This window comes from Segatella copri (genome assembly GCF_949820605.1).
Lineage (GTDB): Bacteria > Bacteroidota > Bacteroidia > Bacteroidales > Bacteroidaceae > Prevotella.
The window spans coordinates 729,529-752,842 of record NZ_CATKVU010000006.1 but is presented as its reverse complement, the minus strand read 5'-3'; the positions used below and the strand labels follow the sequence as shown (position 1 = coordinate 752,842).

Below are 23,314 nucleotides of genomic sequence, written 5' to 3'. Positions count from 1 at the left end.
TTATTGTAAACTCTTTAATCTGTTATTCAGGAGATTGGTAAACTCATAGTTCTTGAGTCCCCATTTGGGAGCAACCAGCAGTTCTTTGGGCGACTGACTGACGAAGCGCTCCAGCACTAAATCCTTTCTGAGCAGACGGATGTATTTCACGATGACATCAATATATTCCTCTACCGTGTAAACATGGAAGGGGTGCTCAGCATATTCCTGTGCCAGCCGGGTGCCCCTGATAATCTGCATCTGATGAATCTTGAGAATATCAAGCGGCAAGGAAGAGATGAGAGGAGCCTGGCGCAGACTTTCTTCCGCATCTTCTCCCGGCAAACCGATGATGATGTGGCCGCCCGTAAGGATTCCCCTGGCATGAGTACGCTCCACGGCACTACGGCAACAGGCAAAATCATGTCCACGGTTGATGCGTTTCAAGGTCTCATCATTGGCACTCTCAATGCCATATTCCACCAGCACGAAGGTTCGGCGGTTCAGTTCTTCCAGATAATCGAGCAATTCATCGCTCACACAATCCGGACGGGTTCCGATAACGATTCCCACCACATCTTCCACCTCAAGAGCCTCTTCATACATCTGCCTCAGTTGCTCCACCCTGGCGTATGTATTGGTATAAGCCTGGAAATAAGCCAGATATTTCATATCAGGATACTTTCTGCTGAAGAAAGCCTTTCCCTCCTCCAGCTGTTCAGTAATCGACTTTTTCCGGTCGCAATAGCTCGGATTGAAGGTGCGGTTGTCGCAATACGTACATCCGCCACTCGAAATCCTCCCATCCCTGTTAGGACAGGAGAATCCCGCGTCTATCGAAATCTTCTGAACACGGAAATCAGGAAACTGCTTCCGGATCCATGTTCCAAAATCGTTGTAATACATTGGACTTTGAACTTTGAGCTTTGAACATTGAACTTTATGATTAGCCCTTTTTACTATAAACTATAAACTATTAACTATTAACTATCAACTAAAGAAGCTCTGCCTTCAGCGCCGTCTTATCGTGATTGAAATCACCCAGGCGAACCTTAATGAGCTGGTTGTCGTATTCTTCCTTGGCGAGAGCCGGCGAAAGTTCTACGCGGATATAGTTCTTGGTGAATCCATGCATTGCCTTGCCTCTTGGCGCCTTTTCGAAGAGAACCTCAGCCTCAGTACCGATGTATTGGGCATAGAATTCCTGCGTCTTCTGATCGCTCAACTCCAACAGTCGCTTGGAGCGCTTCTTCTTCTCCTTCTCGTCAACCACATACGGAATCTTCAAGGCAGCCGTGCCCGGACGCTCAGAATAAGGGAAGACGTGAAGCTGGGTAACAGGCAGACTCTTCAGGAACTCATAGCATTCTTCAAAACACTCCAGAGTTTCGCCGCGACAGCCCACCATCACATCAACACCGATAAACGCATCAGGCATTTTCTCCTTGATAAGATTCACCTTGTGGGCAAAGAGCGCCTTGTCGTAACGACGGTGCATCAGCTTGAGCACCTCATCGCTTCCGCTCTGCAGAGGAATATGGAAATGAGGCATAAAGGCACGGCTCTGGGCACAATACTCTATGAGATCATCATCACAGAGATCAGGCTCCAGACTCGAGATGCGGTAACGCTTGATTCCTTCTACCTGATCCATCGCCTTGACAAGATCGATGAATCGCTCGTGGGTAGTCTGACCGAAATCTCCGATATTCACACCGGTAATGACGATTTCCTTACCGCCTTCAGCAGCCGCCTGCTCACATTGAGCCACAAGCGACTGGATGCTCGGGTTGCGCGAATTGCCTCGGGCAAATGGAATAGTGCAATAGGTGCAATAATAATTGCAGCCGTCCTGCACCTTCAGGAAATAACGGGTACGGTTGCCACGCGAGCAAGAAGGCTGGAAGGTCTTGATTTCCTTCGTCTTCACGCTATAATGCTGATGAAGAGCCGCCGCATCGCCGTTCTGAGAGGTTTCTGCATCGCCGTTCTGAGGGGTCTGAGCAGTCAATCCGTTTTCCTGAGCAAATTTCTGCGCCCATGCATCGCTGAGATATTGAATCAAGTGCGCCTTCTCGTTAGCACCCAACACGAGGTCTACACCCTCTATCTTGCTGACATTCTCAGATTCGAGCTGCGCATAACAGCCCGTCACGATAATGAATGCACCCGGATTGTTTCTCACCATCCGGTGGATAGCCTGACGGCATTTATGATCGGCAACTTCTGTTACCGAGCAGGTGTTAATCAGACAAATATCAGCTTTCTCCCCCTTTTTAGCAGTAATGACGCCCATATCTTCGAGCATTTTGCCAAAAGTGGAAGTTTCAGAGAAGTTGAGTTTGCAGCCTAGCGTATAGTAAGCTGCCTTTTTACCTTGAAAGGCACTTGAATCTATCATAAATTATCTTTCCTAATATTCTAAAAGGTAACCTAAAAAAATGAAACATAGTCTCTATAAAACGAAAAAGCCGCTAGACCGAAGTCCAGCGGTTGTTTCTCTCATTTTTTCGTTCGCAAGTAATTTCAAATTACTTAGCAGAATCAGCAGCAGCTGTATCAGCAGCAGCAGTGTCAGCAGCAGTTGTATCTACCTGAGCTGTGTCAGAATCAGCAGAAGCTGTATTCTTAGCTGTTTTGTTACCACATGATGCGAAAGAGATAGCTGCGATAGCTACGAACATAAAAACTAATTTCTTCATTTTCTTTGCTTTTTTAAAATCTGTAAAACAATCATTTGTTCTTTTGAACGATGCAAAGGTAAGCATTTTTTTGATACGTTGTTCTTTTTTTTGCGACTTTTTTTTAGGTGATTTTGTAACAAAATTACAAATCGCTATAAATCAATCACTTACAAAGTGCTAACAAAGGTTAAAGTTTTTGATGTGCTCGAAAACAGCCTAATTTTAACACTTTTCGGTGTTTTTTAGCGTAACAAGAGTGCGCGCCAACACCTCTTCAGAGCAGCACTATATACATATAATAAGGTACGCGCGCGAGGGAAAGAACAGAAAGTTTTTCTGCCTGAGGAAGAAGATTTTCCCAAGAAATCGTCCCCAAAAACTTTGATTGCCGGGAATTTTTTCGTAACTTTGCACTCAAAACAAAGAAACAAACAGACAGAAAATGATACAGCTAAAAGAAAATCAGGGCATTCCCCGCAGCATTCTCCTGATGATGGCTATCGTCGCAGGACTCACCGTGGCCAACTGCTACTACAATCAGCCGCTTCTCGAACTCATCCGCCACGACCTGGATATTACCGAGCAGAAGGCTAACCTCATCACCGTCATTACCCAGATAGGTTATGCGCTGGGCTTATTCTTCCTCATCCCCTTGGGCGACATGCTTTCGCGCAAGAAACTCATCCTTGTCAATATGACCATTGCTGCATTGATGGCTATCGTGATGGCTGCAGCGCAAAACGTATGGATGCTCTGGGGAGCTTCACTGCTGATTGGCGCCTGTTCGGTGATTCCGCAGTTCTTCATTCCGATAGCCGGACAGTTTTCGGAACCCAAGAACAAGAGCAGGAATATGGGCATTGTACTCTCCGGACTGCTGACGGGCATTCTTGCCTCACGAGTAATCAGCGGTTACATCGGCGAATGGCTGGGATGGCGGGAGATGTTTATCATAGCTGCTTTCGTGATGGTGGTTTGCATGGGAATCATGCTGCTGATGATGCCTGAAATGAAGCGCAACTATGTTGGAACCTACAGAGGGCTGATGACCACGATAGCAGAAATTTTTGTTTTCCATCCTTCTATCCGCATCTATTCCATCCGTGCAGCCTTCGGGTTCGGCAGTATGATGGCAATATGGTCTTGTCTGGCGTTCCATCTGGCGCAGCCACCTTTCAGCGCAGGAAGTGATATGGTAGGAATGCTCGGACTTTGCGGAATCATGGGAGCCGTTGCTGCCAGTGGTGTGGGAAAACTGATTCCTAGGTTTGGCATTCGAAAATTCAATCTGTTCGGAGCAGGAATGCAGATCATCGCCTGGGCAATAGCCTTGCTTTTCGGCGACACTTACGCCGGACTCATCGCAGCCATCATCCTGGTTGACATCGGTCTGCAATGTCAGCAGCTCAGCAATCAGAGTGGTTGTCTGCAGGAGATTCCGCAGGCTTCCAACCGCGCCAACACCATCTTCATGACCAGCTATTTCATCGGTGGTTCGCTAGGCACTTTCTGTGCCGGTTACGTCTGGACGCAAGCCGACTGGCTAGGCGTCTGCATCGTAGGAATCGCCTTCGCCATGATTTCTCTGCTTATCACGCTAAACTGCAAGAAATAAACATATAAAAAAGAAAAGAGATTATATTCCCGACTTACAGGAACATAATCTCTTTTCTTATTTTGATAAAGACTGAAGCCGGCATTTCTGCCGAAGCTTCAACTACATCTTTTCATCACCATACATTTCCGTCCACCAGGAAGCATCATCCTGCAACCACTTGGCAAACCAGGCAAAGATGGTGTTCTGCCATTTCAGTCGCTTCTCGTAGTCGATGATGTGATGATCCTGACCATCTACCAATACCATCGCCGTAGGACGGCCAAGGAGTTTCAGAGCCGTATAGAGCTGGATACTCTCGCCAACAGGCACATTATTATCTGCCGTACCGTGAACAAACAGCAGCGGAGTATGAATCTTGTCGGCATTATAGAGCGGACTCTGATCTACAAAGAGATGCTTGTTGGTCCAAGGAAATTCGTTCGCCATAGAAACTTCGCTGTAGCTGTAGCCCCAATAGCCCTCACCCCAATAGCTGGTATGGTCGCTGATGCCTGCATGAGAGATGGCGGCTGCAAAGAGGTCGGTCTTGGTCTGAAGATACTGAGTCATGAATCCGCCGTAGCTTGCACCGATGCAGCCAATCTTCTTGCGGTTTACGAAAGCATGCTCATCGCAGAAAGCCTGGGTGCTGGAGATGATGTCTTCAGCCACTCCCTCGCCTGCCGTATCTACATGGCGGGCAGAGAATTTCTGACCGAATCCGGTGGCTCCACTAGGATTCACAACCAGCACTACATAGCCCATTGCCGCATAAACATGATGAGGATAACGGCTCTGGAACATGCGGCTCGTAGGACTGCATCCGCCATAATAATTCACTATCATCGGATACTTCTTGGCAGCATCAAAATGAGGTGGCAGATAGTAACGGCAGCAGAGTGTATCGCCACGAGAGTTCACATAGTTCCATGCCTTGCAGTCGCCCAGCTCGATGTCCTTCAGCAGTCGGGCACTGAGATCATCCACCAGCAGAGCCTTCTGTGCCTTAGTATTCATCTTGTAGAGTCGGTCGGCATTGGATGCACTCTGACCGGAGAAAGCCATTTCTGCTGCAGAAGATGCAAGCGAGAAACTCTTGATGTACTCTTCAGGAGTCTTGAGAAGCGTAAACTTGCCCGATTTCGGATTGAGCTGGAAGAGGTACACGCAGTCTTTATCTTCGGCTGTAAAATAGATGTTTCCATCTGCCTTACTCCAATTCACACTCTGCACGTTCGGATTGAAATCCTTGGTCAGCGGACGAACCTTCTTATCCGACAAGGTCATCAGATATAGCTGGGTATCGATCATGCTAGGTGTCTGTCCTTCTTCCACATTCTTTCCAATGCCGTTGAAAGCTTCCGGCGAAGCGCTCACGAGAATGCTCTTGCCATCTGGCGAGAACTGGGCGCTGTTCAGAAATTCGCCCTTTTCTATCAGGGTTTCTACCTTTGGCGTTGTGGCTCCAGAAGCATTCATACTGCCCAAATCCAGGCGGTAGAATGATGTCAGGGTTGTAGGACGCTTGGTGAGTCGCTCCTCTCCCTTTCCTATCAGCAGATAACGCGAATCGGCAGAAATATCCATCAGATAGATGTTGTGGTAACCGAAGGTAAGCGGCTGGAGAATGCCCGATGCAAGGTCGTATTTAGCCAAATTGCTGCGTTCGCGCCAACCAGGCTGTCTGTCTTCCGGTTCTTTTACATCATATACTTGCGGATCCTTTTTTCTGCCTTCAGTAGTGAGCGTATAGATAAGCGTTTTTTCATCGGGTGTAAACTGGAACCAGCCTTCAGGAAGATTGCTTGCCAGCACTTCGCGCTCCATCGTCAGCGGATTGATGGTGATGAGCTGCAATGTGCCATCCTGCTTTTCTTCTCCAGCAATACTGCTGTCGCTCGCCTTCTGGGTGAAATACAGTTTATTGCTTGAAGGCATCCATTTTACACTCTCCTCAAATGTAGCCATCACTCTGTTAGTCTGAGAGTTGCGCAATTCACTAATGCTATGGTTATTACCTTTTCTATCTACCCAGGTTTTCCGAACAACGATAAACTTTCCGTTTGGTGAGATAGAAACACTCGGATAGTTGGGCGCACAAATCACATCATAGATGTTATAGGCGCGCTTGGCTGTCGCATCGCCTACAGAAAGCGGAGCGCCGTTGGCTGCGGTTACGGTCAACTTAAGAGATTTCTTATCAGAAGATGCATTCTTCCGGGTAAGATATTTGATGACAACCGTATGCTGCGAAGGAGTCAGGATGGTTTCAGCCTTATCGCCGTTCACCTCTACCTGTCCGCCGTCTACAAACAGGCGGTATTGCTCCAATCCTTCTACCGCGATGGTTGCTTTGGTACGCTGGGTGTTAGAAACGCAGAAAGAAGCCAGATGGAGCGCATCCTGCTTGTCGGCAAGGAGTTGGGCTGCACTCACCTCCTTACCCTTGTTTAATAAGGTGAAAGACAGCGGCGAATCGAGCAGCTGCTTAAGGTCGAACACTTCGCCTTTGATGTTCACACTGTCAGCCATCCAAGGCTGTGCTACGGCATAGGGGCCTGCATATTTCAGCGTTTTCACCTCTATGGTTTCGGCACTGGCAGAGATTGAAGCCATCAGGGCAGCTGCCAGCAATCCGCTTTTTGTTGTTTTCAGAATCAGTTTATTCATAAATATCCTTATTTTGAGTTTGGTGCGAAATTACAAATAAAATTCGATATAAACGAATGTTTCTATTACAATTTGCTTTTTTTGCTGCATTTTTTCCATACAAATGTTATCTTTAAGTTAATCGGATGAGACAGTAGGTTATTGTTGGGTTAAACCCCTCTCCCATTCATTGCTGTTTCAAGAAAACACCTTATCTTTGCATCGCCAATCTACAATAGAAAGGCGCATGAACTTAAAAAGAATAAGAAAAAGATAGCATTAACATAAGAAAAAGAAAGGAAAAGAACATGAAACAGAAATCATTGATATTGATGAGCACCCTGCTCGTCTGCTCACTCGAAAGTTTCGCACAGAGCGATGTCGAGAAAAACGACTCGATATGGAAGGACTTCGACCTGGCAAGCGTTACCGTGGTTGCCTCGAAACCGCTGGTAAAAATGGAGACCGACAAGATGACCTACAACGTGCAGCAGGATGCTGACGCCAAGGCCTCTACCGTTCTCGACATGCTGCGCAAGGTGCCGATGGTTACGGTGGATGGACAGGACAATATCACCGTGAACGGTTCATCCAGTTTCAAAGTGTATGTGGATGGAAAGCCGAATCCGATGTTCTCTGCCAACCCTTCGCAGATTTTCAAGGCAATGCCGGCAACTATGGTAAAAAACATAGAAGTAATCACCAACCCGGGAGCCAAATATGATGCTGAAGGTACGGGCGGTGTGCTCAACATCGTACTTAACAAGCAAGCTGTGAATGGAGCCGGAGGCAACGACTTCAGCAATGGCTATAATGGCAATATCAGTGCAGCTGCCGGCAACCAGGCACAGCGCATCTCCGCCTTCATCAGCGGTCAGCAGGGCAAGCTCACCTATAGTGCCAACGGAATGTACAATCATCAGCGCATGAATGGAACCACCATCTCCTTCGACCGAATCCAGAAGGATGGAAGCACGATGAACTACTATCAGAATTCGGATATGAAGCAACCGTTCTCCATGGGCAACATCAGTCTGAGCTACGAACTTGATTCACTGAGCAACATCAGCGCTACTGCAGGACTGACCACCTTCAACCAGAAGATTACAGGTCATCCACTCACAAAGATGACAGGCGGAATCTACGGCAAAGGATTCGAATACGGCAATGAGATGAAACAGAATCTGGGCAATACCTCCTTCAACGGAAGCATCGATTATCAGCGATTTTTCAACAAGGAGCGCACGAACTACCTCATTCTCAGCTATCTATTCAGTACCAACCCATCTCATACAGACAACTATACGTTCTACGACGACATCAGCCATGTGACGGCTCTCCAGCTCAACGATCTGCTCTCCAAAAGTAAGACCCGAGGCACTGAACATACTTTCCAGGCAGATTTTTCCCATTCGCTCAGCGCCACCCAGCGCCTGAATTTCGGAGCCAAATACATAGCCCGCATCAACAGAAGCGATTCACGCTACTACGATGTGGCGGCAGATAAAACTGAGACGCTGAACCCTGCCAACAGTATGGAGTATAAGAACACCCAGAACATTCTTGCAGCCTATGCTGAATGGAAGGGAAACTTCGGAAAGATAGGAACCATGCTGGGAACCCGATACGAACAGACCTGGGAGAAAGTGAAGTTTGAACAGGGTAAGGGTGATGATTTTGATAAAGATTACGGCAATCTCGTACCGAGCGCCAGCATCTCTTACGCCATCGCTCCAGGCATGAATCTCGGTGTGAACTACAGCATGCGCATCACCCGTCCGGGAATTACCTACCTTAACCCTTATGTTGACCGCAGTAATCCTACCGCCATTAGCTATGGTAATACAGACCTCGACGTAGTGAAGTCGCATCAGGTGAACATGGTATTTAATTATTACAATCCACGCTTCATTCTGAGTACAACTCTGGGCTATGAACTCTGCAACAACAAGATAGAGCAGTATTCGTTCATCGATGCAGACAACCTGCTCAACACCACCTACGGCAATGTTTCGAAAACCCACAACGCCAGTTTGAATATCTTTGCCAACTGGCTGGTGTTCAAGAAGACGAGATTGATGCTGAACGAGAGTCTGAGCTACAATGATTTGCGAAGTGAAGTATTGGGATGGAAGAATCATGGCTGGAACAGCAGTACGATGATCAATCTGCAACAGACACTTCCTTGGGAGTTGCAATGGACAGTAGGAAGTATCATTCAGAGCAAACAGCACAACCTGCAAGGCTATCAGAGCGGAATGTCATTCTTCTACTCCACCCTCTCCAAATCCATCGTCAAGGATAAGCTGGACTTGAGTCTGATGTTCCTCACACCAACCGATGACAAGCTCAACATCAAGCAGAAAACCGTGGGTTCAGACTATGTACAGAATATGACGGTAAAGGTGCCTCTGCGCCAGTTCAGCCTCACACTCACCTGGAAATTCGGCAACACCAAGAAGCAATTCCAAAAGGTGAAATCCAACATCAAGAATGATTTCCAGGAAGAAAAGCAGGGCATTCAGACAGGTGGAATGAACAGCCAGCAGGAAGACAAATAACAGGACATAATCAATAGGAATCTCTCTCCAACGGGTTGCAGTGCAAAAATATCGCATCTGCAACTCGTTTTTTTATGCGATTTATTGTCTATTTGATTTCTTTTTTGTACTTTTGCACGCAAAAACATCACATAAAATAACAGAATAATGAAGAAACAGACTCAAGCTATTCATTTGGAATATGAGCGCCGCGATGCATACGACTCGCTGAGCGTGCCAGTATATAACACCCTTGCCTACGAATTCGACAATGCTGCCGTCATGGCTGAAGCATTCACCGACAAGATCAAGGCTCCAGATTATTCGCGCGTAGAGAACCCTACGGTGACCAACCTGGAGCGCCGTGTGGCAGCCCTTACCGATGCTGCTCATGCCACCGCCTTCAACTCAGGAATGGCGGCCATCAGCAACACCCTCATGGCGCTGGCAGCACAAGGCAAAAATATTGTTACATCCAAGCATCTCTTCGGCAATACTTATGCCCTGCTTGTAGCCACTCTGCGCCGTTTTGGTGTAAAGGTGCGTTTGCGCGATTTGACCAACATCGAAGCCGTGCGCGAAGCCATTGATGATGACACCTGCTGCGTATTTCTCGAAATCCTGACCAACCCACAGCTGGAGGTTGCCGATCTGAAAGCCATCTCGGAAGTGGCACATGAAAAAAATGTACCTTTGGTGGTGGATTCTACCGTGATTCCTTTCACACAGTTCTCGGCTAAGAGTCTGGGAGTAGATATTGAGGTGGTTTCCAGCTCTAAATATGTAAGCGGCGGTGCTACTTCGCTCGGCGGTCTGGTTATCGACTACGGAACTCCTTACAACGGCGATTTCGCCAAGCGTCTCTATGGAGAAATGCTCTTCAATTTCGGAGCCTATATGACTCCACAGGTGGCTTATATGCAAACCATCGGACTTGAAACGCTCGATGCTCGCTATCGTGTGCAGAGCAGCAATGCCTTGGAGCTTGCCAAGAAGCTGCGCTCTCTGCCTCAGATAAAATATGTAAACTATGTTGGTCTGGAGGATAATCCTTATCACGAGTTGGCGCAGCGCCAGTTTGGAAAAACTGCGGGAGCCATGATCTGCATCGACCTGGAGAGCAAGGAAGCCTGCTTCAGTTTTCTGAACAATCTGAAGCTCATCCATCGCGCCACCAACCTCTTCGACAACCGTTCGCTCGCCATCCATCCGGCAAGCACCATCTTCGGAGCATTCTCTGAGAGCATGCGCAAGTCGATGGACGTGAAAGACACCACTATCCGATTGAGCATCGGCTTGGAAGATATGGATGATCTCTTCGAAGACATCAAGCAGGCGGTTGATAGTTTATAATTGACAGTTTATAGTTAATAGGCTCAAAGTAAAATGTACAATTTCGATAAAGTCATAGACCGTTCGGGCAGCGACGACCTGAAGCATGGCGCCCTGTTGCCTCGTTGGGGGCGAGATGATTTGCTGCCACTCTGGGTAGCAGATATGGATTTCGAGACCCCATCTTTCATTACAGATGCCCTCAAGGCACGTCTGGAGCACTCTCTTTTCGGCTACACGATGGAGCCGGAAGATTACCTTCCTAGCATCATCGATTGGGTTCGCGACCACCACCAGTGGGATGTGAAGCGAGAGTGGATAAGATTCATTCCAGGTATTGTTAAAGGCATCGGACTCGTGGTGAATGTCTTCACCCAGCCTGACGAAAAAGTCATCATCCAGCCACCCGTTTATCACCCATTCCGCCTCACCCCAGAGGGTAATGGCAGAGAGGTGGTCTTCAATCCGCTGAAGATGAGGGAAGACGGATATTACGAGATGGACTTCGAAAATCTCGAGAAGGTTTGCGATGAGAAATGCAAGATTCTCATTCTCTGCAATCCTCATAATCCGGGCGGTATTACCTGGAGCAAGGAAACCCTGCAGCAGCTTGCCGACTTCTGCTATGAGCACCATCTGCTCGTTATCAGCGATGAGATTCACGCGGATATGGCGCTCTTCGGACACAAGCACATCCCGTTTGCTTCGGTTTCAGACAAGGCACGCAATATCAGCATCACCTTCCAGGCTCCTTCCAAAACCTTTAATATTGCAGGAATCGTGAGCAGCTACGCCATTATTCCAAACGAAGATATTCGGAATAAGTTTTATAAATGGTTAAGCGCAAACGAGTTGGATGAACCAACCCTCTTTGCTCCTATCGCCACTATCGCAGCCTTCCGAAAGGGAGAAGAATGGCGCAAAACGATGCTTGCTTATATTGAGGACAATATCCGGTTCGTAGAAGATTACTGCCGTGAACATATTCCGGGCATTCGCCCTTTGCGTCCACAGGCTTCCTTCCTCGTATGGCTCAACTGCCGTGATCTGCATCTTTCTCACGATGCACTTCTCGACCTATTCATCGACAAGGCGCATCTGGCATTGAATGATGGAGAGATGTTCGGTCCTGGCGGAGAAGGATTCATGCGATTGAATGTAGCCGCACCAAGAAGTGTTATCAAACAGGCTTTACAGCAGCTGGAAGAGGCTGTGAGCCAACTCTCTAGATAATTTTAAAAAAAATAGCCGTAACTACTGCAAATATAGTTACGGCTATTATTATAATATGGTGGAAGAAAACCTTTATTCCCCCTCCATCAAATCATGAACCAGTTTGATTTCGTAATAATCAATACCAGCTCCCAAAGCTTCCTTTATTTCGCTAAAATGCTCCAATTCAGGATGAGCCTTCATGAAATCACGGATTTTCTTTTCATGAGCACTTGAAATCAACGCCCGCAGTCCAATCTTTCCTTCTTTCACATAAGGAGTAAGATGACCAATAATGGTACCTTTGGTATAACCCCGCTTAGCAGCAATCTGATCTACCGTCATTCCCTGCATATAGAAATCATAACTTACCTCCTTCGATGCGACTTTCGGCACCTTCGGTTCATTCGGTTTCTTCTGTCTCCTTGACTTTCTGCCCGAACCGCTATCTGATGAGGCATCTGCATCCAACAGCAAGAACTGCGCCTTCTTTTTCAGATAATCTGTTACCGTGAATTCTGCACTACATTCGTACTTCAAAAGCCGTTCTTTTAATTTTACATCCTCTGAGAAAACAGAGAAGCGGTCTTCAAACTGTTTCCTAGCCACCTTGTTGTCTGTATCAAGATTCGACTTTCTGATTAAATCACTCAGAATGCCGATTTTGTCAAGAAAATACATAGCTCCCTTATGAATACGGTCTTGCAGCTCAGCCTGTCTTACATCAGGATTTCGGGCAAGCATACCCGTATACTGCACACGGAATTTATCCGATACGGCTATCAGACTCTTCAGCACCACCTGCAGCTTCTGATACTCGCTTACCACGCGCGGATATTTACCATTAAAAAACTCTACCAGGCAGCGCATCAGATGCTCATAGCTGGCTCTGATGGAATAAAAATCGAAGAGCTCGCTGATGCAATAAATGATGTATTGCAGCTCCAGACTGCTAATTTGCTCCTGACTAGGCGCAGCAAGCTGGCTGGTGAATGCATCCACCGTCTGACTGCTGATAATGGCTCCGCGAGAAAGCGGCTGACTGAGCACCATGCCCTCCAAAGCCTTGCAGCGGCTCAGCGCCACATAGGTCTGACCATGGGTAAAAGAATGAGAAGCATCGATGATGGCATGTTCGAAAGTAAGTCCCTGACTCTTGTGGATAGTTATCGCCCACGCCAGACGCAGAGGATACTGCATGAATTTTCCTTCCACCGTCTCCTCTATCTCCTTGGTTTTCTCGTTCAGCGTATATTTCGCATTGGTCCACTCCATTTTCTCCAGGTCAAACTCCTCGCCCGAATCCTTACTGCGAACGGTAATCTTGCTGCCGTCTTCATCGGTCCTAACCCCTATCACCTCACCTATCATACCATTATAAAAACGGTGCTGCGGGTCGTTCTTGATGAACATCACCTGTGCTCCCGGCTTCAATGTGAGTTTGAAATCGGCCGGATAAGATGTTTCTGGGAAATCGCCCTCTATATCTGCTGTAAAAGAAAATGACTGCGCAGGCAAGGCAGCAAGCTGCTGTTCGTTGATATACTGGGCAGGTGCATTATGGGTGGTAAGCCTGATATAATTGCCCTCCTTTGGTGGTACAAAATTTGGAATATAGCGCTGGTTCAGAGCCTGCAGCGTAGCTTCAGAAGCATTGTTCTCTCTAATCTGGTTGAGCAGCGAGATAAACTGTTCATCCTGCTGCCTGTACACCTTTTTAAGTTCGATGGTGAGATAACCCACCTGCTTCAGAGCATTGCTGCTGAAGAAGAAAGGAGTATCATAATGCTGCCCCAGCAGATGCTCTTCCTGTGGCGTAACCACGGGTGCCAGCTGCTGCAAATCGCCTATCATCAGGAGCTGCACACCACCGAAAGGCAAATCATGGCGCTTGCGATACTGGCGAAGCACAGAATCTACAGCATCGAGCAGATCGCTGCGCACCATACTGATTTCGTCGATAACGAGCAGGTCGATACTGCGGATGATATTGCGCTTGAGCTTGCTGAACTGATAGCGTTTCTGTTCGCCGCTGCCAAAGGTCGTGCCCGGCACGTATGGCGAGAAGGGAAGCTGGAAGAACGAATGGATGGTCATTCCTCCGGCGTTGATGGCTGCAATGCCCGTAGGAGCAAGCACAATCATTCGTTTGGGCGACAGTTCTTTCAATCGCTTGAGGAAGGTCGTCTTACCTGTGCCCGCCTTTCCGGTAAGGAAGAGGTTGGCATTTGTCTTTTCTATGATATTCCATGCCAGGATGGATTCTTCGTTCATTTCCATACAGATTCTTTTTTGTACCAGATTTTATATCAGAACTAGATTTCTTCCGTGATTTCGCTCATCTCCTTACGCTTCTTCTCAGCGCGTGGACAGTCTTCGGCAATATGACCTACAGGGATGACGACCACCGCCTCATAGCCCTCACGCGGAAAGAACTGCTGCATCTTCGCCGTATCGTAATTGCAAACCCAGCAGGTGCCCAGTCCCTTTTCGGTGGCAGCCAGACAGAGATGCTCTGCCGCTATCGCCACATCAATATCGCCATGCGGTTTCTCATCATATCTGCGCATCCAGTTCTCATTCACGTTTTTCATACCTATAATATATATAGGAGCCGTCTTGAACCATTCGCGGTCGTAGCAATCCTGCAGTTTCTTCTTCGCCTCTTCTGAGCGCACAATGAGCCAGCGCCAAGGCTGCCTGTTCACTGCCGATGGTGCCAGGCGCACACACTCCATGATATAATCCAGATCCTCCTGGCTCACCGCCTCCGGAGTAAACTTGCGAGCCGAAAAACGCTCCTGGCTCAATGCCAACATGTTATTCTTATCATTCATATCGTTCAGTTTTATAATGTTTCAATACTAGCTTATGACCACAAAGGTAAGAATAAATCCCGAAACGACAAAAAAACTTGGATGAAAAACTATCGTTTCGGATTATTTTTTGTATTTTTGCACATCATACCAGGATTTCTGGTGATAACAAGAGGTGTTAATGATAAGATATGATAGGACTGGCAGACTGCAACAACTTCTACTGTTCGTGCGAGCGAGTGTTTCGCCCCGACCTGATAGGAAAGCCCGTGATTGTATTGAGCAACAACGACGGGTGCGTCATCGCACGCTCTGAAGAAGCCAAGGCATTGGGCTATAAGATGGGCGACCCCTTCTATCAGGTGAAGGAAAAACTGGAGGCTGAAGGAGTGGCTATCTTCTCGAGCAACTATACGCTCTACGGTTCGCTCTCCAACCGCGTGATGTCGATGCTATCCCATTATTCCCCACGCATCGACCAATACTCTATCGATGAGAGTTTCTTCGAGGCAGACGAATCAATGGCGAAAGTTTTCTTTCGGGAGCATGCGGAAAACCATCCTACTTTGTTCAATAAAATGACAATAGACGAGCTGTCAGAAAAGCCCGACAGCCTGCTCCATCGCTATGGCTCCAAAATATCGGCAGATGTACTTCGGGCTATTGGAATCCCGATATCCGTAGGCATTGCAGAAACGAAGACATTGTCGAAAATCGGCTCTAAATTCGCCAAGAATTACAAGGGCTTCCAAGGCTGCTGCCTCATCGACACGGATGAACGGAGACACAAGGCGCTGTCTCTCTTCCCCATAGAAGATATATGGGGAATAGGCAGACAGATAGCCAGAAAGCTCGATTATATGGGCATCAGGACCGCCGCACAGTTTGCCGACAAGAAAGAAAGTTGGGTCCGCAGCCATTTCAATATCACCACCCTAAGAACATGGAAAGAACTGAATGGCGAAAGCTGCATCAGCATCGAGGAATTGCCGCAGAAGAAGAGCATCTGCACCAGCAGGAGTTTTGCCAACGAGGGCATTACCGACAAAAATGTGATAGAAGAAGCCGTGGCTAATTTCGCTGTACGTTGTACAGAAAAATTAAGGAGACAAGGTAGCGTATGTCAGGGCATCACAGTGTTCGCATGGACTTCCCGTTTTAACGAGCATGTGCCTGAATACACCATCCACGATTCCCTTACCCTGCCCATCGCCACTAATGCGCAGGAAGAAATAGTAGGTGCTGCCCTCAGCATTCTCCGGGCTAAATACCCGAAACCGATGGCAGACAGCAGGCCCGATTGCCCCGACATGTCGTTTCACTTCAAGAAAGCTGGCGTTATCCTGTGGCAAATCTCACCCGACCATCCTCGCCAGCAAGACCTCTTCGATCCCATCGACCGAAGCAAGCAAAAAAAGCTGATGGAGGCTATCGACGCCATCAACCGGAAGAATGGTTATGGCACCATACGCCAGGCCATACAAGGCACAGACTGCCGATTCGACCTGAAACGCGAGTACATGTCGAAGCAGTTTACCACGAACATCCATGATATTCTGAAAGTAAAAACTCAATGAGAGGCAGAATAAGCCCATTCTAAAAATGAGCTCCATAAATTAAGAAATACAAGATGAATAAGAATAACGATAACAAGATAAAACTGACATTTCACCCTGCGGAATTCGGAGCCAAGATGCCTATTCCGCTGGCAGAGCAAAGCGTAAAAGCCGGCTTCCCTTCGCCGGTACAAGACTATATGGAGGGAGAGATAGACCTCAACGATATTCTGGTTCGCCATCGTGAGGCCACCTTCTACGTGCGCATATCTGGCGACAGCATGCAGGATGCAGGCATTCTGGACGGTGATCTCGCTGTAGTTGACCGGCAGATAGAACCCTCAAACGGCAATTTCGTCATCGCCTTCGTAGATGGCGAATTCACCATCAAACAATTCAAGATGGATGAGAGCGGCACCTTCGGCTGGCTCATTCCATGGAACAAGAACTTCTCTCCTATCCGGGTAGATGAAACCAACCGATTCATGATTTGGGGCGTGGTTACCTATGTGATTCATCAAATTGCAGAATAATTCATCTTTTTCTACTCATCTTCCTTTGCCACCTCATAAAAAAGTTGTACCTTTGCAGTCGAATTTTCAGCGAGAACCAGGCATTACGCCTTATAGGGCACAGAATTTTCAGCAAATATATGTAATTAATATGTAAAAACAGCAGTAGTTATGAGCATTAATATCAAGAGAAATCAGTTGAAGAGAGTAGTGATTGTAGGTGGCGGACTCGGTGGCCTTCGCTTGGCTGAAGACCTGAGCAAGGCAAACCTGCAGGTGGTGTTGATTGATAAGAACAATTTCCATCAGTTCCCTCCACTTATCTATCAGATTGCCTCAGCAGGTATCGATCCAAGTTCCATCTCCTTCCCTTTCCGCCAGATTTTCCGCAAGCGCAAGAACTTCTACTTCCGCATGGCAGAGGCGAGAGCCGTATTCCCAGACAAGAAGATTCTGCAGACTTCCATCGGTAAGATAGAGTACGATTACCTGGTGTTCGCAGCAGGAACTACTACCAATTTCTATGGCAATGCCAACATCGAGAAGTGGGCGATTCCGATGAAGACCGTTTCTGAGGCAATGGGATTGCGCAACGCCGTGCTGAGTAACCTGGAGCGTGCGCTGACCTGTGCTACGGAAGCAGAGCGACAGGAACTTCTGAACGTGGTGATTGTAGGCGGTGGTGCCACAGGTGTGGAGATAGCCGGAGCCCTCTCTGAAATGAAGCGCTACGTGATTCCTTACGATTATCCGGATATGGACTCCTCTCTGATGCACATCTATCTCCTGGAAGCGGGCGACAGACTGCTCGCCGGAATGTCAAAGGATTCTTCCAAGAAAGCATACGATTTCCTCACAAGCATGGGTGTGGATGTACAGTTTGGCAAGATGGTAACCGACTATAAAGACCATAAGGTACTGATGAAGGATGGTCAGGAGATTCCTACCCGCACCTTCCTCTGGGTATCCGGTGTAAAGGCACAGCCTATCACGGGTATTGATGGCGACCATCTGGGTCGTGGTTTCCGAATCGTGGTAGATGAGTTCAACCGCATCCCTGGCATGGACGGTCTCTTCGCCATCGGCGACCAGTGTATCCAGACCACAGACCCAGCTTATCCTGGCGGTCATCCACAGTTGGCTCAGGTAGCCATTCAGCAGGCAGCACTCCTGGCTAAGAATATCCAGAAGATTGCGAAGGCAGATGAGGAGAATGAGAAGCATCCTGGTTCTTCAGCCCAAAACATCGACCAGCAGCTCAAGCCATTCCGCTACAAGAACCTGGGTTCTATGGCTACCATCGGAAGACACAAGGCTGTAGTAGAACTTGGCAAGTTCCACAGCCAGGGCTTCTTTGCCTGGGTATTGTGGCTGGTGGTTCACCTCCGCTCCATCCTCGGCGTAAAGAACAAGGTAATGGTATTGCTCAACTGGCTCTGGAAGTACGTGAGCTACAACGATTCTATCCGAATGATTACCTACGCCACCAAGCCAAAAGAGGTGCGCGACCGATTGAAGCGTGAGCAGACCACTCACCTCGGCACCGACTTGCTGGAGAATGAAGAAGAGGAAGAGGAAGCTTAAGATAAGGAGATAGATTAAGTTTAAAAGCTTAAGATAAAGAAATAGAAAGAGGAGGGTGTGTCATAAGTCTGTGACGCACCCTTTTTTTTGTGTGTTTCTATATATTCTAGTTGAATCGTAGTCTTTCTTCACAAAGGGAATCTTATTATATTGTATAGAAACTTTACTTTTCTTGTTTTATCGATAACAAAACAGCCCCAAAGCTCACAAAAGGGCATAATTGTCCCAGACGGTAAAACTGTCCAAATTGAGTTTTATCGTTTTATCCCCAAATATTTCTTCAAATTGAATCCTATACCGAACAACCCTATGTCCATGTAAACTTTATCCTTTCCGAAATGCCTGAATCGCTTATAATGCATATCTGCCTTCATCTGCCCAAATACAGCTTCCGGCTCTATCGGTCGCTGGCTTCTGTGTTTCAAGCCCTCTTCAGACGTTAGTAGCAGGAAGGCTTCCTTTTTATATGCATTCAGTTTATGGTTGACATATATGGTTCTGTTGCCTTTGGATTTCTTGCAGAGACTTCCAAGCGGACATCCATCACATCGTTGTGCTCTATATAATGTAATGACAGACACATAGCCGGAGTCACTTTTCGTTTGCCGTTGTCCACAAGGTTCCATGTGTTGTCCCATGGGGCAGACATAATAGTCATCATCCCTGTTGTAGTAGAAGTTCGCTTGGTTGAAGGCATCCTCCTTGAAAGGCTTATGCTGTTCCTTGTGAAACCAGTTGTACTTTACATAACCCATCATCTCTTCCATCTCTAGGTACTCGTAGTTCTCCTCCGAGCCATACCCTGAGTCTGCGGTGACGCTCTTGGATTGCTTTCCATATCTTTTCTTGTACTTATCCAAAAAAGACTTGAAGGTCAGGGTGTCTGTTGGATTGGGATAAAGGGCGAAATTCGTCCAATATTGATTCTCTGTCGCAATTTGAAGGTTATAGGCAGGCTTTGTCTGCCCATTGTTCATGGCATCTTCCTTGAGGCGCATGAAGGTCGCATCGGGATCAGTCTTGGAGTAACTGTTTCTCTCGCCCAGTATATCCAGTGATTTTTCATACTCGCACAGTTTGTCCGAGGCTTTGAACAAGTGATCTATCTGAGTATTTAGCTTTTGCTTCTCTCTTCCTGTAAGCTTTGCCTTAGGAAGGTTCTTCACTTGCCTCTCACACAAACGTGCACTTCTCTCTACATCCTTGGCGGAAGTGGCTGGCTCGCTGTCTTCTTCCCTAATGTCACTCCCGCCATTCAGGCGAATTTGTTCTTTTATCTGAGCCAATGCAGCAGATGTCTTTTCCAAGAGCTTAGCCCTGTTCTTTTCCACGGTCTTCTTCCATACAAACGTGTACTTGTTTGCTTTCGACTCTATCTTAGTGCCATCAACATATTGTTCCTCCAGACTAATCACGCCCTTTTCAGCCAATATGGAGACGACTGCATCAAAATAGAAGTCGATGCACTTTATCATATGATTGGTTCTAAAGCGGTTGATGGTCGCGAAAGACAGTCGCTTGCCTCCACAAATCCACATATAGCGAACATCGTATTTAAGTGCGTCCGCTATGCCACGACAGGAATAAACGCCATTGATATAGGCAAAAACAACTAAACTTAGAAGCATCTTCGGACTGTAAGGAGGAGCACCAATCCCATCATAGGTATCCATGAGAGGGTTGATGTCCATACTGCGAACAATACGATCCACCATACGAACTTTGCTGTCTTTTGGCACATAATCATCGAAAGAGTTAGGAAAAAAGCTCAATTCGTGCCGAGTTTCAGATTTTATTTGTATCTTTGCCATACTTAAAGAAGTTTTCTGCAAAGATACAAATCTTTTGCGGAAAGGCAAAGCCCGAGCTTGTGAAAGTTTGGGCTTTGTTGTAAATAAAAATGTTTTTTAAAGATTTCGTATCTGTGAAAAGGCAAAAAATAAAAAGGGGTGCGTCACAGACTTATGACACACCCTCCTCTTTTATATTATTTATTGTATAATCCTAGAAGTATCGTAGCCTATTCCAAAAAGGGAATCATATAATATCGTCTGCAAATTTTACTTTTTCCGATCTTCTCTATTATAAACAGGCAGGAAGTTCACAAAAGGGCATAGTTATCCCTGACGATAAAAAAAACAAAATTGAGTTTTATCGTTTTATACCCAAATATTTCTTCAAATTGAATCCCATTCCGAACAATCCTAAATCCATGTAAACCTTGTCCATTCCAAAATGCCTGAATCGCTTATAATGCATATCTGCCTTCATCTGCCCAAATACAGCTTCCGACTCTATCGGTCGCTGTCTTCTGTGTGTTTCAAGCCCTCTTCAGACGTTAGTAGCAGGAAGGCTTCCTTTTTATATGCATTCAGTTTATGGTTGACATATATGGTTCTGTTGCCTTTGGATTTCTTGCAGAGACTTCCAAGCGGACATCCATCACATCGTTGTGCTCTATATAATGTAATGACAGACACATAGCCGGAGTCACTTTTCGTTTGCCGTTGTCCACAAGGTTCCATGTGTTGTCCCATGGGGCAGACATAATAGTCATCATCCCTGTTGTAGTAGAAGTTCGCTTGGTTGAAGGCATCCTCCTTGAAAGGCTTATGCTGTTCCTTGTGAAACCAGTTGTACTTTACATAACCCATCATTTCTTCCATCTCCAGGTACTCGTAGTTCTCCTCCGAGCCATACCCTGAGTCTGCGGTGACGCTCTTGGATTGCTTTCCATATCTTTTCTTGTACTTATCCAAAAAAGGCTTGAAGGTCAGGGTGTCTGTTGGATTGGGATAAAGGGCGAAATTCGTCCAATATTGATTCTCTGTCGCTATTTGAAGGTTATAGGCAGGCTTTGTCTGCCCATTGTTCATGGCATCTTCCTTGAGGCGCATGAAGGTCGCATCGGGATCAGTCTTGGAGTAACTGTTTCTCTCGCCCAGTATATCCAGTGATTTTTCATACTCGCACAGTTTGTCCGAGGCTTTGAACAAGTGATCTATCTGAGTATTTAGCTTTTGCTTCTCTCTTCCTGTAAGTTTTGCCTTAGGAAGGTTCTTCGCTTGCCTCTCACACAAACGTGCACTTCTCTCTACATCCTTGGCGGAAGTGGCTGGCTCGCTGTCTTCTTCCTTAATGTCACTCCCGCCATTCAGGCGAATTTGTTCTTTTATCTGAGCCAATGCAGCAGATGTCTTTTCCAAGAGCTTAGCCTTGTTCTTTTCCACGGTCTTCTTCCATACAAACGTGTACTTGTTTGCTTTCGACTCTATCTTAGTGCCATCAACATATTGTTCCTCCAGACTAATCACGCCCTTTTCAACCAATATGGAGACGACTGCATCAAAATAAAAGTCGATGCATTTAATCATATGATGGGATCTAAAGCGGTTGATTGTTGCGAAAGATAATTTAATCATCGAAAGAGTTAGGAAAAAAGCTCAATTCGTGCCGAGTTTCAGATTTTATTTGTATCTTTGCCATACTTAAAGAAGTTTTCTGCAAAGATACAAATCTTTTGCGGAAAGGCAAAGCCCGAGCTTGTGAAAGTTTGGGCTTTGTTGTAAATAAAAATGTTTTTAAAAGATTTCGTATCTGTGAAAAGGCAAAAAATAAAAAGGGGTGCGTCACAGACTTATGACACACCCTCTTCTTTTATACTGTCTTCCAAAACAGTTTCTTTTATGCAGGTTCCAGAAGCCGATACCTCTATTAAGTAGATTCTCTTATCACGGTTTCACCTCTCAATGCAATTTCCTCTATCCTTCTATAACCATCGGCAATATGCTCCAGCAGCAGTCGGCAACTTTCCTGCGCCATTTTCTCAATAGGCTGCTCCACTACCGTCAACTGAGGATGAACCAAGGTAGCCAAGGCTGTACCCGACATGCAGCAAAGCGCCACATCCTCCGGAATGCGCAAGCCACGCTTCTGGATAGCACTCTTGGCTCCCAACACAGCAGTCTCCGTAAAGCCAAAGATCGCATCAAAAGGTACATCCTTCTCCAGGAAACGCTCCATCACCCAACTACCCTCTTCAGCCGACAAGGCTGGCGACAAGACATCCTGCGCCTGATACTCTATATGAAACTTTTCCAGCGCATCCCGATAGCCCCTCAATCGTTCATAGCTGTTTCGGATATAAGCAGGTCCCGGGATATGAATAATATGCTTATACCCCTTGCGCAACAAAGTCTCCACCATGAAAAACGACATGATGTAATCGTCCATGTGCACCTGTGAAGCCTTTACCTTCTCCACCGTTCTATCGAAAAACACAATGGGAATGCCCCTTTTTATCACCTTATTATATAGGTCCACATTATGCTCCTTATCGCATGCACTCATCAGGATGCCATCCACACGCAGCTGCTCCATCATCAGGATGTTCTCTCTCTCCTGCTCAGGATTCTCGTTAGAGATGGCAATCATCACCTTATACCCCTGCTTGCGCAAGATGGCTTGAGCATCATTGATAAAGGTCATATAGAACGTTGTTACGATTTCGGGGATGATGATGCCGATGTTATGAGTACTCTGCTGGCGAAAGTTCACAGCCAGTTCGTTGCGATGATAGCCCATCCGCTCGGCAGTTGCCAATATCTTCTGCAAGGTTTCCGCCTTCACATTACCCGTATCTCCCGAAAGAGCACGCGAAACGGTAGACTTGGAAATCCCCAACTCCCTTGCAATATCCATGATGGTTACATATTTTGCCATATCCCTTTTTCTTTCTTGTTAAATGCGCCTGCAAAGATACTTATTTTCTATGAAAGCAACAACAAAAAACTGAGAAATCTTTTTGGGAACGGTTGCGAAAAATGGGAACGGTTGCGGGAACGGTTGCGAAA

The 23,314-nt window shown here is 46.7% G+C and carries 17 protein-coding genes; 7 read left to right on the top strand and 10 right to left on the bottom strand.

Features of this window, described 5'->3' with window-relative positions; genetic code table 11:
• From RCO84_RS04110 to RCO84_RS04100, 3 genes are all read right to left on the bottom strand, one after another.
• Positions 1-885: a TIGR01212 family radical SAM protein gene (locus tag RCO84_RS04110; RefSeq protein WP_118191749.1), complete on the bottom strand. Its 885-nt coding sequence runs from the start codon at positions 883-885 to the stop codon at positions 1-3.
• 88 nt (positions 886-973) lie between these two features.
• Positions 974-2,380, bottom strand: a complete 1,407-nt coding sequence (gene mtaB, locus RCO84_RS04105; protein WP_317584016.1) for a tRNA (N(6)-L-threonylcarbamoyladenosine(37)-C(2))-methylthiotransferase MtaB — start codon at positions 2,378-2,380, stop codon at positions 974-976.
• 130 nt (positions 2,381-2,510) lie between these two features.
• Complete coding sequence (locus RCO84_RS04100) at positions 2,511-2,681, bottom strand: PG1828 family lipoprotein (protein ID WP_186292214.1); 171 nt, start codon at positions 2,679-2,681, stop codon at positions 2,511-2,513.
• 424 nt (positions 2,682-3,105) lie between these two features.
• On the opposite strand from RCO84_RS04100, the gene RCO84_RS04095 reads away from it, so the two are divergent.
• Entirely contained in the window at positions 3,106-4,278 is a 1,173-nt protein-coding gene (locus RCO84_RS04095; RefSeq protein ID WP_317584013.1) for an MFS transporter, read from the top strand.
• Positions 4,279-4,380: 102 nt separating this feature from the next.
• Here the strand turns inward: RCO84_RS04095 and RCO84_RS04090 are convergent, their stop codons facing one another.
• Positions 4,381-6,930 (bottom strand): S9 family peptidase, encoded by a 2,550-nt coding sequence (locus RCO84_RS04090; protein ID WP_317584012.1) that lies wholly within the window; start codon positions 6,928-6,930, stop codon positions 4,381-4,383.
• Between the two features lie 287 nt (positions 6,931-7,217).
• On the opposite strand from RCO84_RS04090, the gene RCO84_RS04085 reads away from it, so the two are divergent.
• The 3 genes from RCO84_RS04085 to RCO84_RS04075 all read left to right on the top strand — a co-directional run bounded on the left by RCO84_RS04085 (position 7,218) and on the right by RCO84_RS04075 (position 12,014).
• Complete coding sequence (locus tag RCO84_RS04085; RefSeq protein WP_317584010.1) at positions 7,218-9,470, top strand: outer membrane beta-barrel family protein; 2,253 nt, start codon at positions 7,218-7,220, stop codon at positions 9,468-9,470.
• A gap of 147 nt (positions 9,471-9,617) precedes the next feature.
• The gene (locus tag RCO84_RS04080) at positions 9,618-10,802 is read left to right on the top strand and encodes a PLP-dependent aspartate aminotransferase family protein (RefSeq protein WP_287862270.1); all 1,185 of its coding nucleotides are present in this window, start codon (positions 9,618-9,620) and stop codon (positions 10,800-10,802) included.
• Positions 10,803-10,835: 33 nt separating this feature from the next.
• On the top strand, positions 10,836-12,014 hold the full coding sequence (locus tag RCO84_RS04075) for a MalY/PatB family protein (RefSeq protein ID WP_317584008.1): 1,179 nt from the start codon (positions 10,836-10,838) through the stop codon (positions 12,012-12,014).
• A 72-nt stretch (positions 12,015-12,086) separates the two neighbouring features.
• Here the strand turns inward: RCO84_RS04075 and RCO84_RS04070 are convergent, their stop codons facing one another.
• A complete protein-coding gene (locus tag RCO84_RS04070; RefSeq protein WP_317584005.1) occupies positions 12,087-14,273 on the bottom strand; it encodes a helix-turn-helix domain-containing protein in 2,187 nt (728 codons plus the stop codon).
• Between the two features lie 35 nt (positions 14,274-14,308).
• Complete coding sequence (locus RCO84_RS04065) at positions 14,309-14,830, bottom strand: nitroreductase family protein (protein WP_287838454.1); 522 nt, start codon at positions 14,828-14,830, stop codon at positions 14,309-14,311.
• Positions 14,831-15,000: 170 nt separating this feature from the next.
• Between RCO84_RS04065 and RCO84_RS04060 the strand changes: the two genes are divergently transcribed.
• The 3 genes from RCO84_RS04060 (at position 15,001) to RCO84_RS04050 (ending at position 18,461) form a co-directional block, all read left to right on the top strand.
• Positions 15,001-16,386, top strand: a complete 1,386-nt coding sequence (locus RCO84_RS04060) for a Y-family DNA polymerase (protein ID WP_317584000.1) — start codon at positions 15,001-15,003, stop codon at positions 16,384-16,386.
• 53 nt (positions 16,387-16,439) lie between these two features.
• Positions 16,440-16,898, top strand: coding sequence for a LexA family protein (locus RCO84_RS04055; RefSeq protein ID WP_264900391.1), 459 nt, complete (start codon positions 16,440-16,442; stop codon positions 16,896-16,898).
• Positions 16,899-17,048: 150 nt separating this feature from the next.
• Entirely contained in the window at positions 17,049-18,461 is a 1,413-nt protein-coding gene (locus RCO84_RS04050; RefSeq protein WP_287819862.1) for an NAD(P)/FAD-dependent oxidoreductase, read from the top strand.
• A gap of 254 nt (positions 18,462-18,715) precedes the next feature.
• On the opposite strand, the gene RCO84_RS04045 is transcribed toward RCO84_RS04050, so the two are convergent.
• The 4 genes from RCO84_RS04045 to RCO84_RS04030 all read right to left on the bottom strand — a co-directional run bounded on the left by RCO84_RS04045 (position 18,716) and on the right by RCO84_RS04030 (position 23,183).
• Entirely contained in the window at positions 18,716-20,272 is a 1,557-nt protein-coding gene (locus RCO84_RS04045) for an IS1182 family transposase (RefSeq protein ID WP_317583998.1), read from the bottom strand.
• Positions 20,273-20,612: 340 nt separating this feature from the next.
• The gene (locus RCO84_RS04040) at positions 20,613-20,732 is read right to left on the bottom strand and encodes a transposase (protein WP_317583602.1); all 120 of its coding nucleotides are present in this window, start codon (positions 20,730-20,732) and stop codon (positions 20,613-20,615) included.
• Positions 20,733-20,755: 23 nt separating this feature from the next.
• Positions 20,756-21,883 (bottom strand): transposase, encoded by a 1,128-nt coding sequence (locus RCO84_RS04035; protein WP_317583604.1) that lies wholly within the window; start codon positions 21,881-21,883, stop codon positions 20,756-20,758.
• 292 nt (positions 21,884-22,175) lie between these two features.
• A complete protein-coding gene (locus tag RCO84_RS04030) occupies positions 22,176-23,183 on the bottom strand; it encodes a LacI family DNA-binding transcriptional regulator (protein ID WP_264910193.1) in 1,008 nt (335 codons plus the stop codon).
• Between the last annotated feature and the right edge of the window lie 131 nt (positions 23,184-23,314).

Coding starts and splice junctions, on each gene's coding strand:
- RCO84_RS04110 (WP_118191749.1), bottom strand. CDS start 885: ATGTATTACAACGATTTTGGAACATGGATCCGGAAGCAGTTTCCTGAT.
- mtaB (WP_317584016.1), bottom strand. CDS start 2,380: ATGATAGATTCAAGTGCCTTTCAAGGTAAAAAGGCAGCTTACTATACG.
- RCO84_RS04100 (WP_186292214.1), bottom strand. CDS start 2,681: ATGAAGAAATTAGTTTTTATGTTCGTAGCTATCGCAGCTATCTCTTTC.
- RCO84_RS04095 (WP_317584013.1), top strand. CDS start 3,106: ATGATACAGCTAAAAGAAAATCAGGGCATTCCCCGCAGCATTCTCCTG.
- RCO84_RS04090 (WP_317584012.1), bottom strand. CDS start 6,930: ATGAATAAACTGATTCTGAAAACAACAAAAAGCGGATTGCTGGCAGCT.
- RCO84_RS04085 (WP_317584010.1), top strand. CDS start 7,218: ATGAAACAGAAATCATTGATATTGATGAGCACCCTGCTCGTCTGCTCA.
- RCO84_RS04080 (WP_287862270.1), top strand. CDS start 9,618: ATGAAGAAACAGACTCAAGCTATTCATTTGGAATATGAGCGCCGCGAT.
- RCO84_RS04075 (WP_317584008.1), top strand. CDS start 10,836: ATGTACAATTTCGATAAAGTCATAGACCGTTCGGGCAGCGACGACCTG.
- RCO84_RS04070 (WP_317584005.1), bottom strand. CDS start 14,273: ATGGAAATGAACGAAGAATCCATCCTGGCATGGAATATCATAGAAAAG.
- RCO84_RS04065 (WP_287838454.1), bottom strand. CDS start 14,830: ATGAATGATAAGAATAACATGTTGGCATTGAGCCAGGAGCGTTTTTCG.
- RCO84_RS04060 (WP_317584000.1), top strand. CDS start 15,001: ATGATAGGACTGGCAGACTGCAACAACTTCTACTGTTCGTGCGAGCGA.
- RCO84_RS04055 (WP_264900391.1), top strand. CDS start 16,440: ATGAATAAGAATAACGATAACAAGATAAAACTGACATTTCACCCTGCG.
- RCO84_RS04050 (WP_287819862.1), top strand. CDS start 17,049: ATGAGCATTAATATCAAGAGAAATCAGTTGAAGAGAGTAGTGATTGTA.
- RCO84_RS04045 (WP_317583998.1), bottom strand. CDS start 20,272: ATGGCAAAGATACAAATAAAATCTGAAACTCGGCACGAATTGAGCTTT.
- RCO84_RS04040 (WP_317583602.1), bottom strand. CDS start 20,732: ATGAAGGCAGATATGCATTATAAGCGATTCAGGCATTTTGGAATGGAC.
- RCO84_RS04035 (WP_317583604.1), bottom strand. CDS start 21,883: ATGATTAAATTATCTTTCGCAACAATCAACCGCTTTAGATCCCATCAT.
- RCO84_RS04030 (WP_264910193.1), bottom strand. CDS start 23,183: ATGGCAAAATATGTAACCATCATGGATATTGCAAGGGAGTTGGGGATT.